This is a genomic window from Asticcacaulis sp. AND118 (assembly GCF_020535245.1).
In the GTDB taxonomy this organism is placed as follows: domain Bacteria; phylum Pseudomonadota; class Alphaproteobacteria; order Caulobacterales; family Caulobacteraceae; genus Asticcacaulis.
Genome location: NZ_CP084910.1, coordinates 2,308,407 through 2,321,166 on the forward strand (window position 1 = coordinate 2,308,407; position 12,760 = coordinate 2,321,166).

Here is a 12,760-nt window from a genome sequence, read left to right on the forward strand (position 1 = left end):
CAATGCCGAAATCCGACGCAAAGCCAGCCGTCGCCGAATGACATTAGGGTTAACATGGGATGAAATGGGAAGCAATGACTCTGACTGACACTTTATGCCTTTCGGCACAGAATTTATCGAATGAGGACAAGGGGATAGAACGAAAAGCGAACCTGTTAACACTTTTGCAAACAAGCTGAATGAAGTGTTGCTAAAAGCTTTAAAAATCATGAAACTGCAACGACCGCAAAGATTAACCGAGCCTGTGCATAAGCCTGTGCGCCATGCGACTTATGCACAGGGCGGCGAGCGGGCTGGCTACTGACAGCTTTTGTCGCGGCGACACGGCAGAATTGCGGGGCGAAATTGGGAGAACGGATATGTACGGACTGATCGGCAGCTTTTCGGCTGTAGCGCGCCAAAAGGTTTTAGAGTGCGGGACAGAAGCTTTTAGAGCATTTCATTTCTGTCCCGCCTCCGACTTATCTTAGCCGGCTGATGATCACCTCTTTCGCGGGGACTATTCCGGCTCCTACTGAATAGTGCAGGTCGACCGCCTTAATATCGAAGCCGCCGAACATCTCTCGGACCTCAGACCGATCGTTTAAGGTCATTACAAACGACCCTTTGAGGGGTTCTAAGACGCCCTTAAGGACCGCGAAGTGGTCCCGGCTGAACATCCCTTCCCCGTAATCGGTCTCATTGCCCCAGTACGGCGGGTCGATGAAGAACAGGACGCCCGTGCGGTCATAGCGCTCGATGAACTGATCGAAGGGCTTTCGCTCGATCGTCACCCCGGCCAGCCTTTCGTGAACGTCCTCCATCATGGCCTGAAGCTTCGTCAGATCGAACCGCGCCGGGCGGCCGTGCGAGAAGCCGAATGTCCGGCCATTGACCTTGCCCCCGAACGAAACGCGCTGAAGGTAGAGGAACCGCGCCGCCCGCTCCAGATCGGTCAGGGTGTCGGCCGGCACGTTGAGCAGGCGCTCAAACTCAGTCCGGGTCGTAAGCTGGTACTTCAGCATGTCCATGAAGGCCACATAGTGGCGCTGGAGGATGCGGAACAGGGTGGCGACGTCCTGAGACCAGTCATTCATCAGCTCGGCCGGGGCGCGCCGGCTTCGTCTGAAGAAGACACCGCCCATACCGACGAACGGCTCAGCGTAGGTGTGGTGGTCGTGGTTGTCGATGATGGCCGTCAACCGTTTGGCCAAGGCGCGCTTGCCGCCGATGTAGGGCGCGACCGGCAGGACCGGACGGATCGGGGTTTTCCCCTCGGGGGAGATAATATGTGACTCCATTACAGTTTACTCTCACTACCCCCCGGCGCCCGCGCGGCGTGGGGGAATCACTGACGGTTCGCGGCCGTCATCGGTGCAGGTGCCTGCCTGCGGGTTCGGGCGGTCGCAACGCCCTGACCCTCCTCCTTATTCGCGGAGGGTATAGCTGATCGGGTAGGCCAACGTTCGGCCGGTGATCGAGGTGGCCGATGACGCCCGCCTTGATATCGGCGTGCAGATCGCCGCCTTTGAACTCCACCCGTATCGGCGTGTCTGCCGGCAGGGGCTGGCCGTCGTGGCCGTGAACGGTCTCGGTACCGAAGTATTTGATGCTGTCCGACATGTGCGCGCCTCAATAGCCAATAGCGATAAAGCCGACCCGGCCGTTGCTGCCGGCGCCGGAAGTGTAGCCACGGATGACCGTGATTTCGTTGCAAGGCAGGTCAATCGGCGGGTTGTAGATGTTGCCCCAGTTGTCGGCATTGCTGACGCTCTCATGACCGCAGGCGGTAACCGCCAGCAGCTTGTTCGCATAGGGTTTGGAGAGCGCGATGGTTTCGGTGCCATCGTTGCCGAGGATGCCGCTGCGGCCCCAGTTGATGAAGACGCCTCCCGGAAGCTCATAGTGGCCCGCCGCCCCGGTCAGGTTTTCTTCGTCGAAGGCCGTGCCCATGATGAAGCGGCCGAGGTCCGTATTATCGACCTGCGCCTTCAAAGCGGCACCATCCCAGCCGATATGGACCTTGCTGTTGCCCTGCCCGGCACCGCCGCCCTGCTGGACGGGGAAGAAGGCGGTGGTCTGAAAAGCCTTCACCTGGGCGAGAGCGTCATTCACTGCGGTCTGGTAGGCGGTCAGGGCGTCGTTAAACTCCCCGGCCATATCGGCAATCATGGCATTGATCGCCTGCCGAAGCTGCGTATTCACGCCGTCGTTCAGCTCTATGTCGGCGCTCTCGATCACGTTGACCAGTTCGGCCTGAATGGCATTGAGCCACTTGGCCGTGACGACGGTCGGAGCCTGTCCGATCGCCGGGTTGCCCTCGACAAACTGGCTGTTGACGTGGCCGCTGCCATCGATCTTGTGCATGGTCTAAATCCCCGTCAGGAAGTCAAAAAAAAAGCGGGCTCTGAGGCGTTCGGATAGCTGAAGAAGACGGTGGTATGAGCCGGGGCCAGCCGCCGCATGATGCACTCCAGCGCGAAGATCGGGATACCGTCGGTGAAGGCCACCACCTGCCACGAATGCGCCCAGGCATCGCTGAACAAGCGCCCGCCGGCGAACGATCCCGCCGTGAACGGCCGGAACTCGTAGATCTCGATCTCGTAACCGACCTTGCGCGCCAGAGCCTTATAGAAGGCGATCGACTGGCCACCCGATTCCGTGAGCCGCTGCCACAGCGCCAGACGCCGATCGTCTTCTTCGGTCAGGACGCCGGTGCAAGCGTCAGGCAGGCCCGCCACGCGCTCCCAGTCGCTGAGCAGCTCCTGCGTCTGGCGCGGATCGGCTTCACGCATCAGCACGTCGATACGGCCGTCGATCCGCAGGTATTCCTCGGCGAAGGCTTCCAGCAGATCGGCAAATGTCGATTCAGATGTGAAGCTCCAAGCCGGGCCCCGCGGTAGGAGTCGCCGGAAAGCCTCAACCACATTGGCGATCGTCAGGCCCATGTGATGGCTCCCATGACGGCGAGATGCGCTGTCGCCGAGACGATCGGTGCGGACGGCGCAATCAGGGTGTGGTCGTACTCACCGACGGCGTTGGATATGGCCTGACGAATGTGGCTGAGCGGGATCGTGCCGCCCGGCGCGGCTTCGCGGTATAGCAGGTCCGCCAGTTCCGCCTCGACCGCCGCGCGGGCATCGGCCGTGTTCGGGTTGAGCGCGATAGTGAAGTTGATCACGTCCGGAATCGGCGCAAAGACCAGCACCTCGGCCGTGACGGGCCGCAGGGCCTCAAGGTGCGCCGTGACGGCCTCAAGGTCGCCATCGAGCGGGATGATATCCGGGCGCCCATCATAAACCAGACCGACGCCGACCGTGCCTTCGCCGTACCATTTCGGATAGACCCAGACGCGCGTCACGCCCGCAATCTCGCGGGTCCAGCGTTCATAGTCCGAGGCGCTGCCGCCATAGCTGGGGTTACGGATGCGAAGTAAGAGCCGAGCTTTAAGAGCCGCTTCGGTTTCCTCGTCCGCGCCGCCTGAGATACCGGCAACGCCAACCGTCGCCTGAGACTGGACACCCGACACCGGTGAAACGAAGGACAGCGTCGTGCCGCCTGCCGTCACGCCGGCCGCGCCCGGCACGACCGCAACGACCTGAGCCGTAGCCGTGCCCCCGGTGATGATGACCTCGGCCGCCGTCGCGAAGACCGCGCCGTCGATGCGCTGAAGCTCGGTGCCGGCCGGGACCGGGGCGTCGTTTTCGCCGATCAGGATCACAGGCCCGGACGCGACCTCAGCGGCCTTTGGGGATACGCCCCAGATGGCGGCATGACGGCGCAGCCAGTCCCCTTCCGCTTTGTCGGGTAAGAGCTGGTTGCTCAAGTAATCAAGATAGCCGTAAACGCCGTGGAACATGGCGGCAGAAACTCGGCCCAAGACGCCCAGTACTGAACGGCGCAGGCGGCTTAGCGCTGAGCTGTGCCCAGGCGTCCTGCATGTATTCGAGGCAGAGTTCGGATTCCGCGTCGCCGTGAGCGATGAGCGTCGCCAATTCGAGGGTCTTGGTCAGCGAGCGCAAGGCGCCGCCGCCCGGCTTCATGGCGATGCGCGTCATGAAGTCGAGTTCTTTACCTTCCCTGACACCCCAAGCAGCGAGCAGGACCGAGACGTCTTCTTTATCGGGCGTGGCTATGTGGTGACGCATCGAAACACGAGAGAAGCGCTGCGCATGGTCGGCGTCACGACGCCCTTCGATCTTCGCCGCGACACGGCGGTTGCCGGTGAACATGATGCCGCAGTTCGTATCGTCGTAGATGGCCCGCAGTTCCTCATACGCCTTGTCGTCAAGGTGCTGGGCTTCATCGACAATGATCAGGGCGTGGCAATCCGTGACCCGGTGACGGATCATTTCGGACAGGTGGTAGCTGGAGCCGGCGCGCTGGTTGCCTTCGAAGGCTTTCCAAATTTGCGCCAGGACCGCATTGACCGAAGACCGGGTCGATGACGAGGTGATCCGCCAGACGTTGCTGTTATCTTCTTCGTATTGCATCAGGGCAGCTGTCTTGCCGACGCCCGGCTCACCGGTGAGTTGGACGATGTTGCCGCGCTGCGCCCACTTCAGCATCGAATGGATGCGGTTGGCGGTGCGGGTGCGCTGAAACTTCGGCGTGACGGCGGCGGTCAGATCCAGTTGTTTCTGGCCGGCGCTGGTGATCAGGAACTTATTGACCTTCTCACCCGTCTCCTGAAGATTGCCGGTGTACTTGCCCGACGCAAACTGGCGCAACTGCCCGGCGTTCTCGGCGATCGGCAGCTTGCGGACACGCTCGATCAGGCTGGGGGAGATGCGGTTCAGAGCCAGATCGCGGGAGACCGATGACTGAGAAAGGCCGAAGCGCTGCGCGACCTTCTCTTGAAGGCCGAACGATTTATGCACGGTGCATAAATCGTCACGCACCTGCCGTTTTGGCGACCGCCGATCAGTGTTGAGCGCACGCCCGTCCTTATCATCAGCGATACCGGCGCGGGACTTTTCGATCTGGATCAGCTTGCTGACAAACATGGTCCGATCGAGAGGAGTCAGGTCGGCACGAAACAGGTTTTCTGCCACCTCGCGCGCCAGCCGATCCATCGCGTCGTTGGACCGCAGGAAGACCGGCACGGTCTCCCAGCCGAGCAGCTTGACCGCCTCAAGGCGGTGACCGCCGCACACAAGCAGATAGTCAGTGCGGCCGGGTAACCGGCAGACGTCCAGCGGGTGCAATAGCCCCTCTTTCTGGATCGACGCGGCAATGCCTTCCGCCCTGACAACATCGACCGGACGCAACCGCGTACCGGCGTCGATTTGTCCGACTTCGATATGAATGACCTGTTCTTGCGGCCCCTGCTGGGCCAGCTTCACGACTTCTCCGGCCATGTCTATTTCGCCCCTTCATTTAGACGGTGCGAATCCGAAAAATCGGATGTAGAAGGGTCTGTAATTCCGGTTTTCTGACCGGCATTGATCGACCTTTCGGAAACCCCGATCGTTTGAGCGATAAGGCGCAGCGTTTTGTTTGATTTGCCGCGCAGAGCATCGTTCACCGCGCCACGGGAAAGACCGTTAGCGGCTTCAAATGCCGTCAAAGTCCCGGTTTTTATGCGAAGACGAGCCTTGGCTTCTTCGGGATGGAGTTTTCTTTTGGCCATGTTTCCGAAATGACAGAATATGAGTTCCGTAAATTCGGATAATTTATCAAAAATCACAGAAGGTCAAGGCCGGGACTCCGTAAAAGGAGAATTTTCTGCGCGACTACAGTCCGCAATGGACGAAAAAGGTTGGAAGCAGTCCAAACTTTCTGAGATAACCGGCCAAAGCACATCCAAAATTTCGGAATACGTGCGAGCTAAGGTGATGCCGAGCGCCGAATCAGCGGTGCAAATTGCACTCGCTCTCGGCGTAAATCCGGAGTGGCTGGTGCTCGGCATTGGAAAACGTGAAAGTCGCGAGCTTTACAGCGACGACTTTGGTTTCACCTCGCCGCCCGATTTTTCCGTGCCCCTGCTCGATACTCGCCTCGCGGCCGGCAGCGGCGTGACGGCGGCTGAGAATGTCATCGGCAACATTAACATGCCCCCGGAGGTCATGGGCGCTCTGCGCCGGGACAACACAAAGGGACTGGTTATGATGCAGGCGGCCGGCGACTCTATGTACCCGACGATCAGTGACCGCTCTTACGTCCTGATCGACACCAATGCGCGTAACCTGGTTGAGGGCATCTATGCCTTCCGGCTGGAGAATGACCTGAAGGTGAAGCGCCTGCGCACTGTCGGCTTGGGCGATATCGAGGTCATCTCCGACAATCCGATCTATCCGCCCGACCGCATCATCGGCTCCGAGCGGCAACACTTCGATATTATCGGCCGCGCCATCTGGAGCGGCACTTTGCTCTAGGCCTCAGAAGGAGGGGGATTATGGGGTTTCGTTTTAGAAAGTCGATTAAGATAGCGCCTGGTGTGCGCATCAATCTCAGTAAGAAGGGGGTCAGCAGCACCAGCATTGGGACCAAAGGTGCCACCGTCAATTTGAATGAGAAAGGAGCTAAGACCACAGTCGGCGTTCCGGGGTCGGGCCTTTCTTACGAGACCAAGAGAACAGGTGGCACTGATTTCAAGGCTCCTGGCTGCATCACTATCTTTGCGCTTTTGGTCGGTGGGGTCTGGCTCGTCAGATCTTGTACCGACGGCGTTTCATCGAGTGCGCCGAGCAATGCCGGCTGGGCGGGTTTGGCAGTCTTTGTTTTTGGGTTGATGGGGTTAGTTTCTATTATTGCTCTGGCTAAGCCGCTCAAGTTCCGGCTTCTGAACACCCGCCTCAAGGCCGGTATAGCTTTGGTGCTTTCGCTGATTCTGGGCTTCATCACAGTTGGTGTTCTGGCGGTTAATGATCCGGGTCAACCGATAGCGAAGACCTCGGCGCCAAGCTCAGTCCAATAGAAGAAGGGCCGGTCGAAAGACCGGCCCTTCCTCATTCCAGCCGATAGTCGAGCCGCTCTTTGCAGCTCGGACGCTCGCACCTGAGTGCATCGCCCAGGTCGGTCAGCGTCATGGCGTTGACCTCGTACCGATCGACCAGCAGGCCGACCTGCTCGACCCTTTCCAGCCCGCACATCGGGCACGACCCCCGGATCGTTGCCTCCCGTGGAAAAGCCCTCAGCAGCATCTGGCCGTCACGCCAACGCTCCTCCAGCGCGGTCACCAGTTCCTCAATCTCATCATCCATCTCGGACACTTTTTGCGCCGTATTCATATTCCCACCTCGCGTATTTGTTCCCATTTTGTTCCAGAAATCAGGGAACGAGTCAAGGTATCAAAAGACCGGAATTAACAGGTTGCACGGGACCGTCGTACACCAACCAACATGTCTTGTAGACGCTGGACTGTGTGCGGATAATTATATATTAATACGCATATATAGGCGAGAGGAAGGCACGAGATGAGACTTGCGCAGCAAGAGCGTATCCGATTTATAGGTGAGAAGCTGGCACGTGACGGTCGCATCAATCGCACTGATCTCACCGAGCGCTACGGCATTCACGTCAATCAGGCGACAAACGATCTGAAACGGTTCATGGACCTTAATCCAAAGGCTATGACCTACAGTGGCCGAGCCAGATGCTACGTCGCTCAAGGCCATACTGTACCCGCAGATCGAATACCCAGCCGCTTGATCTCGATCTCAGATGCAGATTGGGAGATTGCTCTCCGACTGGGAAAAGGCAATGCGTCTGCTGGCATTCGCCGCGCCCTTCGCGCCGCCACAAACGTTGCACAGTAAGAACGTCGCTCTCTAAGCGAGGGTTTTGATACCCACTCACATCTATCTGTATTTATTTATATTTCATTCTGTGCGCCGATTTTGCGTTCTGTGCGCCGCGCGGCACAGTTCGCAAAGGCAAATCAAGCGGGCATCATGCCCACTTCGGCCCGGCACGCGCGCAGGCACCGCTTTTGCCTTTAACCTCTAAGGCCTTACAGATAAGGGCCTAAGACGGCCCTCAGACCGATCCTAAGCGCCGCCTAAGGTCCTGCCGCGCTCAAACCGCTCAAACCGCCCCCAAGAGCCGATATCGGCCCGTTTAGTGTCTAAAACCGCATTCACTATAGACACAGCCCCCGGCCGCGCACAAAAAGCCACGCCATACGGAAACCCTGAGTTTTCAAGGGTTCATCCCACGATATCCCGCCCAATCCCGGACTATCCCACCCCAAATGGGTACTCTAAACAGTCTTGTCCCCTTACATCGGCCCACCCCGGCAAACGCGACGACCTGATCGCACTGATGACGCAGAGCGTCGACGCCATGCCCGGTTGTCTCAGCTATGTGGTGGCCAAAGACCCGAACGACGCAGACAAGCTGTGGGTTACCGAGGTCTGGGACAGCGCCGAAAGCCACAAGGCGTCGCTGCATATCCCGACCGTAGCCGAGACGATCAAACAGGCCATGCCGCTGATCGCTTCCTTTGGCGAGCATGTGGTGACGGAGCCCATCGGGCGTTATGGGATTTAGCCTTCATAACACTTCCAACATCTGTTAAGTTAGAAGCATGTCGCGCATCGAAACCCCGAAAGAGATCGAGCAACATCTTCGCACCGGCGAAGTGGAAAATCTCGATTCCGATTATCTGGTCTGGAAAGATCAAAAAATTCGACGTGCACTGGAACAATCTTCGGACCGTTCTCAAATGATCCCAGCCGATGACGTGTGGAAAGACCTTGGGCAGTGAACATTGCGTTCACGCCGGAGGCGCTAGCTGACCTCCGCGCCATTTACAAGACCATCTCCGACGACAATGAGCGGGCTGCGGCCAATGTAATCGCGCGCATCCGTCAGACCATCATGATATTCGAACGCTTCCCGCTGCTTGGCCGTCCCGGTCGCGTAGCCGATACACGGGAGTTCGCCATACCCGGCCTGTCCTATACCATCGTCTACCGGAGACCGAACTGGACATTCTGACCGTCATTCATCAGCGGCGGACCTTCCCTCGGGAAGGATAGAGACTGGATCAGATGACCTGTAAGCCGGGTTCTGTTCGGGGCTTGCGCCCTCTGGCGATCATTCATCTTGGCGACGGATTGCTCAGCCGCTCATGCAACCAACCCGAACGTGCTGGGGCGGTAATGCCCTGTCGGAGAACCGACGCGCCGTTCCTATTCGGTTTTGCTTCGGGCGGGGCTTGCCGTGCCGCTTCCGTTGCCGGTCGCGCGGTGCGCTCTTACCGCACCGTTTCACCCTTACCCGGCTTACGCCGGGCGGTCTGTTTTCTGTGGCGCTATCCCTAAGGTCACCCTTGGCGGGCGTTACCCGCCGCCCTATTACCGTGAAGCCCGGACTTTCCTCAAGCCTCCGAAGAGGTCCTGCGATCGCCCGGTCATCTGATCCACGCGCCTTGTGCGGGAAAGCGGGGCCCAAATCAAGCTTTCTTCGCCGTCAGCTTCAATCCGGCGGCCAGCGCCACACCGGCCCAGCCCAGCATGACCAGCACGCCGCCGGTCGGCGCCAGATTGGGCAGAAGCCCCTGCCCGCGCATCACCCGCGAACAGATGTCGGCGGCAAAGACCCCGCTGCCGACCATCAGCAACAACATGACGTTGAGCCGCATCCTTGGCCCCATGAAACCCGAATGGATCAGGCCGATAGCCGTCGCCGCGTGAAACATCAGGAACATGCCCGCCGAGGTCAGGCGCGGATCGGCATGGCTGCCCGCCGCCAGCAGAATGACGCCGATCAGGCCCCACAGGCCCGACAGCAACAGAAAGACATAGTCCCATTTTTGGTAAGTCATCTACCCCTCCAGAAGCGTGATATGCCGCAGCAAGGCCATCAGGCGCACCCGCGTCAAGGCATCGGCCTTTCCGTCAATGCGCGTCTGCACCCAATGGCGCTGAAAGGCGGTGACGATGGCTTTCGTTTCCGCGTCATAGGGCCCGCCCGGCAGGATGTCGTAGCCCAGCTTGCCCAACGCCCCCTGAAGCGCAAACACGCCCGGCCCGGCATCGCCGATATCGAGCGGCGGCCCCATGACGCCCTCAGGCGGCAAAGGCGGCTCGACCCAAAGCCCATGCCCGGCCTCGGCCAGCGCCTGCCACGGGAAGCGCTCGCCGGGGTCTTCCTTGCGCGCCGGCGCGACGTCGGAATGGCCAAGGATACGATGATCCGGAATCTCCCAGCGTCCGCGGATGCCGTCAAGCAGGCCGATCACCGCGTCGATCTGCGCCTGCGGGAAGTCCTGATAGCCGAACGCGTGGCCGGGATTGACGATCTCGATGCCGATAGAGGCGCTGTTGATGTCGCGCTCGCCCTTCCACACCGACACCCCTGCGTGCCAGGCGCGGCGCTCCTCATCGACCAGTTGCCACACCGTGCCGTCTTCGCCGACGCAGTAATGGGCGGAAACCTCGGCGGCCGGGTCGCACAGGCGGTCGAGCGCGGCCTGAGCCGTCTCCATGCCCGTATAGTGCAGGACGACCATGTCGGGCACGGACTTGCGGGCGTTGAAATTGGGGGAAGGCAGCGAAATCATCGGCAAATCCGCAAACAAAAACCCCGGCTTGATAGGCCGGGGTTACAAATCCTTCAAGGCTTAAAAGCCTGCTACACTTCCCTAATACACTTCCCAGGTCGAGCCGTTCTTGCGCGCTTCCAGCACGCCGTCCTCGCGCTTGGGCTTAGCGCGGTTGACCGTGACGCGGATCGGCTTGCGCGTAAACAGCGCCGTCAGGGCCATCAGCCCAACGCCTATGGCGGCCAAAGCCGCCAGAATGCCGGCGAAGATCACCGCCAGCACGACGCCGGCCAGCGAGATCAGACCGACGAGGGTCATCATGATAATGTGCTTGAGTCTGGCCATGGCGTTCCTCCGACGCACCTGCGCCCATGGATGGGGTCGCTTGAAACTTCCGAAAACGGACATCAGATCGCTCATGGCTTACAAAACCTCACTACGCGCCATGCAGGATGGGTGATGACCTGCACTGCACCACAGCAGATTGGCACGATTAAGGCCTGCGTCAACCACCGGGCGGGGCGTTAACTTAACTTTTTTATGACTTGTTAAGAGAGACATCGATTTCAAAGCCGTTCTCAAGACTTGGCAGCGCCCTATTGCAACGCACGCTCGCGCAAAATCTGCGAGTAGGCTTCGTTGATACGCGCCGCCTTATGCGTGAAAATCCCCACATATTCAGACGGCAGGCCGCGCGCCATGATGCGGTCGGGGTGGACATCGCCCAGCGCCTTGTTGCGCGCGATGCGGATTTCATGATCGGCCACGCCCGGATGGATGCCCAGAATGTGATAGGGATCGTCGGCGTCGGGCCCCGCATAGTCGGCGCGGATGCGGCGATAGGTCGCGGGGCTGATCTCGAACAAATCGGCCACGGTTTCCAGATAGGCCTCTTCGCGATCGGTCAGGTGCCCGTCGGACACGGCGATATGGAACAGGCCTTCCAGCACGTCCTCAAGGATGCGCGGGCACTGCGAATAGCGCTTGGCGAGGCGACGGGCATAGGATTCGAAGCCGAGGCTGGTCTGACGCGCCAGATCGTACAGGCGGCGGATATTGTCATAGGCCCCGCGCTCAGGCTGAAAAACGTCGAAAAAGGCTTGTTCTTCCGTCTCATCGACCAAACCATCTGCCATGGCCAGCTTGGCCCCCAGCGCCGTTACCGCCGTGGCGAAGGCCGGGTCGCGGCCGGGCTGCCCCTTTGGGCAATCGGTGCAATCGGCCGGGTCGAAGGCGTGAGCGGCTTTATGCGCGAGGTTTTTCCAGAAACTCATAGGTCTTTATCCTACCCGGCACTCTAGTCGATATTACGGCGCAAAACCCATTAAGTTTCTGTAAGAGGCGTTTTTTATGTGCGCTGCGGCGTGCGGTTCGCATTTTCTTATCGCGCATTCGCTTCCAAAAACCGCTTCACACTTTTTGGAATGCGCTTAAAAGACGTTAAAACGCGATTTCGCCCCAATTTGTCAGCAATAGAGGGGCGCATGAGTTTCGATACGAGGATAGCGGCGTCCATGAAAGCGACGATTTCGGCCAAGGTTTTAAGCAGTGCAGTGGCTCTGGTTCTGGCGGGTTCCGCCCTCGCCCAAACGGACGACGGCCCCATCGCCACCAATGTCACCGGCATCAAGGAACAGGTTATCCGCACCCCGGTCATCGCCGATGCCCCGGCCGACGACTTCAACCGCGTCGCGTGGTGCCACGGCATCCTTTCCGGCCATATGGACCTGGCCGAGCGCATCTCCGACGTCGAGCCCCTGAGCCAGGATATGGAAAAGATCGGCGCCTCCTACCTGCGCGCCTACGAAGCCGCCCTGACCCTGTCGAAGAAGGGCGAAGCGCCCGAAGGCCGCAAGAGCGCCGAAGCCGCCCGCGAAAAAGGCTTCAACGGCTGGGAAGAGGCGCGCAAGGCCCCCAAGGGGCAGGCCGCCGGGGCCTATGTCAACTGGTCCCTGCCCGGCGATTGCGAGCGCGCGGCCAAGACGCTGTCGGGCCATCCCGACATCTTCAAGGAAATGCAGACCAAGGAAGAGGCGAAGATCATCGCCGAGGCGATGAAGCCGTCCAGCGAGCGTCAGACGCTCGACGTGTTCACGCCGAAGAAGGTCAACGCCACAACCGCGCCTGAAGACGCGGACGCCGCCATCGGCTCGTCGCGCACCACGGGTAAGACCGGTACGGGCAAGGAGAGCGGCAACTGGGCCACCGGCCTGATGGGCAAGCTCGGCTGGGGCAAGAAGGACGGGGAATAGGGCTTAAGCCTTTATTATCCACGCCGGGCGATGGTGG

Annotated in this window: 19 protein-coding genes and 1 other RNA gene; 7 read left to right on the plus strand and 13 right to left on the minus strand. The window is 59.9% G+C overall.

What is annotated here, in order from left to right:
• Positions 1 to 461 precede the first annotated feature (461 nt).
• The 7 genes from LH365_RS11155 to LH365_RS11185 all read right to left on the minus strand — a co-directional run bounded on the left by LH365_RS11155 (position 462) and on the right by LH365_RS11185 (position 5,668).
• Complete coding sequence (locus LH365_RS11155; protein ID WP_226743707.1) at positions 462 to 1,280, minus strand: DNA adenine methylase; 819 nt, start codon at positions 1,278 to 1,280, stop codon at positions 462 to 464.
• 67 nt (positions 1,281 to 1,347) lie between these two features.
• Entirely contained in the window at positions 1,348 to 1,602 is a 255-nt protein-coding gene (locus LH365_RS11160; protein WP_226743708.1) for a hypothetical protein, read from the minus strand.
• Positions 1,603 to 1,611: 9 nt separating this feature from the next.
• The gene (locus tag LH365_RS11165; protein ID WP_226743709.1) at positions 1,612 to 2,346 is read right to left on the minus strand and encodes a hypothetical protein; all 735 of its coding nucleotides are present in this window, start codon (positions 2,344 to 2,346) and stop codon (positions 1,612 to 1,614) included.
• A 14-nt stretch (positions 2,347 to 2,360) separates the two neighbouring features.
• Positions 2,361 to 2,927, minus strand: coding sequence for a YmfQ family protein (locus LH365_RS11170; RefSeq protein WP_226743710.1), 567 nt, complete (start codon positions 2,925 to 2,927; stop codon positions 2,361 to 2,363).
• On the minus strand, positions 2,918 to 3,838 hold the full coding sequence (locus LH365_RS11175; RefSeq protein ID WP_226743711.1) for a baseplate J/gp47 family protein: 921 nt from the start codon (positions 3,836 to 3,838) through the stop codon (positions 2,918 to 2,920). The genes LH365_RS11170 and LH365_RS11175 overlap by 10 nt, the downstream gene beginning before the upstream one ends.
• A complete protein-coding gene (locus tag LH365_RS11180; protein ID WP_226743712.1) occupies positions 3,810 to 5,339 on the minus strand; it encodes an AAA family ATPase in 1,530 nt (509 codons plus the stop codon). Before LH365_RS11180 ends, LH365_RS11175 begins: the two co-directional genes overlap by 29 nt.
• Positions 5,340 to 5,341: 2 nt before the next feature.
• Positions 5,342 to 5,668 (minus strand): helix-turn-helix domain-containing protein, encoded by a 327-nt coding sequence (locus tag LH365_RS11185; RefSeq protein ID WP_226743713.1) that lies wholly within the window; start codon positions 5,666 to 5,668, stop codon positions 5,342 to 5,344.
• Positions 5,669 to 5,726: 58 nt separating this feature from the next.
• Between LH365_RS11185 and LH365_RS11190 the strand changes: the two genes are divergently transcribed.
• The gene (locus LH365_RS11190; RefSeq protein ID WP_226743714.1) at positions 5,727 to 6,356 is read left to right on the plus strand and encodes a S24 family peptidase; all 630 of its coding nucleotides are present in this window, start codon (positions 5,727 to 5,729) and stop codon (positions 6,354 to 6,356) included.
• A gap of 20 nt (positions 6,357 to 6,376) precedes the next feature.
• The gene (locus LH365_RS11195; protein WP_226743715.1) at positions 6,377 to 6,898 is read left to right on the plus strand and encodes a DUF4236 domain-containing protein; all 522 of its coding nucleotides are present in this window, start codon (positions 6,377 to 6,379) and stop codon (positions 6,896 to 6,898) included.
• A 31-nt stretch (positions 6,899 to 6,929) separates the two neighbouring features.
• Here LH365_RS11195 and LH365_RS11200 read toward each other — a convergent pair whose 3' ends face one another.
• The gene (locus LH365_RS11200; RefSeq protein ID WP_226743716.1) at positions 6,930 to 7,211 is read right to left on the minus strand and encodes a hypothetical protein; all 282 of its coding nucleotides are present in this window, start codon (positions 7,209 to 7,211) and stop codon (positions 6,930 to 6,932) included.
• A gap of 186 nt (positions 7,212 to 7,397) precedes the next feature.
• Here LH365_RS11200 and LH365_RS11205 point away from each other — a divergent pair, with 186 nt between their 5' ends.
• The 4 genes from LH365_RS11205 to LH365_RS11220 all read left to right on the plus strand — a co-directional run bounded on the left by LH365_RS11205 (position 7,398) and on the right by LH365_RS11220 (position 8,922).
• Positions 7,398 to 7,739: a hypothetical protein gene (locus LH365_RS11205; RefSeq protein WP_226743717.1), complete on the plus strand. Its 342-nt coding sequence runs from the start codon at positions 7,398 to 7,400 to the stop codon at positions 7,737 to 7,739.
• Positions 7,740 to 8,244: 505 nt separating this feature from the next.
• Positions 8,245 to 8,472: a putative quinol monooxygenase gene (locus LH365_RS18620; protein WP_255606610.1), complete on the plus strand. Its 228-nt coding sequence runs from the start codon at positions 8,245 to 8,247 to the stop codon at positions 8,470 to 8,472.
• Between the two features lie 37 nt (positions 8,473 to 8,509).
• The gene (locus LH365_RS11215; RefSeq protein ID WP_226743719.1) at positions 8,510 to 8,689 is read left to right on the plus strand and encodes a hypothetical protein; all 180 of its coding nucleotides are present in this window, start codon (positions 8,510 to 8,512) and stop codon (positions 8,687 to 8,689) included.
• The gene (locus LH365_RS11220) at positions 8,686 to 8,922 is read left to right on the plus strand and encodes a type II toxin-antitoxin system RelE/ParE family toxin (protein ID WP_226743720.1); all 237 of its coding nucleotides are present in this window, start codon (positions 8,686 to 8,688) and stop codon (positions 8,920 to 8,922) included. Before LH365_RS11215 ends, LH365_RS11220 begins: the two co-directional genes overlap by 4 nt.
• Positions 8,923 to 8,967: 45 nt before the next feature.
• Here LH365_RS11220 and rnpB read toward each other — a convergent pair.
• From rnpB to LH365_RS11245, 5 genes are all read right to left on the minus strand, one after another.
• An RNA gene (rnpB, locus tag LH365_RS11225) (RNase P RNA component class A) lies at positions 8,968 to 9,345 on the minus strand.
• A gap of 34 nt (positions 9,346 to 9,379) precedes the next feature.
• Positions 9,380 to 9,751, minus strand: coding sequence for a hypothetical protein (locus LH365_RS11230; RefSeq protein WP_226743721.1), 372 nt, complete (start codon positions 9,749 to 9,751; stop codon positions 9,380 to 9,382).
• On the minus strand, positions 9,752 to 10,489 hold the full coding sequence (locus LH365_RS11235; RefSeq protein WP_226743722.1) for an N-acetylmuramoyl-L-alanine amidase: 738 nt from the start codon (positions 10,487 to 10,489) through the stop codon (positions 9,752 to 9,754).
• Positions 10,490 to 10,570: 81 nt separating this feature from the next.
• Positions 10,571 to 10,816, minus strand: coding sequence for a hypothetical protein (locus LH365_RS11240; protein ID WP_226743723.1), 246 nt, complete (start codon positions 10,814 to 10,816; stop codon positions 10,571 to 10,573).
• 251 nt (positions 10,817 to 11,067) lie between these two features.
• Positions 11,068 to 11,745, minus strand: a complete 678-nt coding sequence (locus LH365_RS11245) for a TerB family tellurite resistance protein (protein ID WP_226743724.1) — start codon at positions 11,743 to 11,745, stop codon at positions 11,068 to 11,070.
• A gap of 240 nt (positions 11,746 to 11,985) precedes the next feature.
• Here LH365_RS11245 and LH365_RS11250 point away from each other — a divergent pair, with 240 nt between their 5' ends.
• Positions 11,986 to 12,723 carry a hypothetical protein gene (locus tag LH365_RS11250; protein WP_226743725.1) on the plus strand — a complete coding sequence of 246 codons (738 nt, stop codon included), beginning with the start codon at positions 11,986 to 11,988 and terminating at the stop codon, positions 12,721 to 12,723.
• The last annotated feature ends 37 nt before the right edge of the window (positions 12,724 to 12,760 follow it).

Coding starts and splice junctions, on each gene's coding strand:
- LH365_RS11155 (WP_226743707.1), bottom strand. CDS start 1,280: ATGGAGTCACATATTATCTCCCCCGAGGGGAAAACCCCGATCCGTCCG.
- LH365_RS11160 (WP_226743708.1), bottom strand. CDS start 1,602: ATGTCGGACAGCATCAAATACTTCGGTACCGAGACCGTTCACGGCCAC.
- LH365_RS11165 (WP_226743709.1), bottom strand. CDS start 2,346: ATGCACAAGATCGATGGCAGCGGCCACGTCAACAGCCAGTTTGTCGAG.
- LH365_RS11170 (WP_226743710.1), bottom strand. CDS start 2,927: ATGGGCCTGACGATCGCCAATGTGGTTGAGGCTTTCCGGCGACTCCTA.
- LH365_RS11175 (WP_226743711.1), bottom strand. CDS start 3,838: ATGTTCCACGGCGTTTACGGCTATCTTGATTACTTGAGCAACCAGCTC.
- LH365_RS11180 (WP_226743712.1), bottom strand. CDS start 5,339: ATGGCCGGAGAAGTCGTGAAGCTGGCCCAGCAGGGGCCGCAAGAACAG.
- LH365_RS11190 (WP_226743714.1), top strand. CDS start 5,727: ATGGACGAAAAAGGTTGGAAGCAGTCCAAACTTTCTGAGATAACCGGC.
- LH365_RS11195 (WP_226743715.1), top strand. CDS start 6,377: ATGGGGTTTCGTTTTAGAAAGTCGATTAAGATAGCGCCTGGTGTGCGC.
- LH365_RS11200 (WP_226743716.1), bottom strand. CDS start 7,211: ATGAATACGGCGCAAAAAGTGTCCGAGATGGATGATGAGATTGAGGAA.
- LH365_RS11205 (WP_226743717.1), top strand. CDS start 7,398: ATGAGACTTGCGCAGCAAGAGCGTATCCGATTTATAGGTGAGAAGCTG.
- LH365_RS18620 (WP_255606610.1), top strand. CDS start 8,245: ATGACGCAGAGCGTCGACGCCATGCCCGGTTGTCTCAGCTATGTGGTG.
- LH365_RS11215 (WP_226743719.1), top strand. CDS start 8,510: ATGTCGCGCATCGAAACCCCGAAAGAGATCGAGCAACATCTTCGCACC.
- LH365_RS11230 (WP_226743721.1), bottom strand. CDS start 9,751: ATGACTTACCAAAAATGGGACTATGTCTTTCTGTTGCTGTCGGGCCTG.
- LH365_RS11235 (WP_226743722.1), bottom strand. CDS start 10,489: ATGATTTCGCTGCCTTCCCCCAATTTCAACGCCCGCAAGTCCGTGCCC.
- LH365_RS11240 (WP_226743723.1), bottom strand. CDS start 10,816: ATGGCCAGACTCAAGCACATTATCATGATGACCCTCGTCGGTCTGATC.
- LH365_RS11245 (WP_226743724.1), bottom strand. CDS start 11,745: ATGAGTTTCTGGAAAAACCTCGCGCATAAAGCCGCTCACGCCTTCGAC.
- LH365_RS11250 (WP_226743725.1), top strand. CDS start 11,986: ATGAAAGCGACGATTTCGGCCAAGGTTTTAAGCAGTGCAGTGGCTCTG.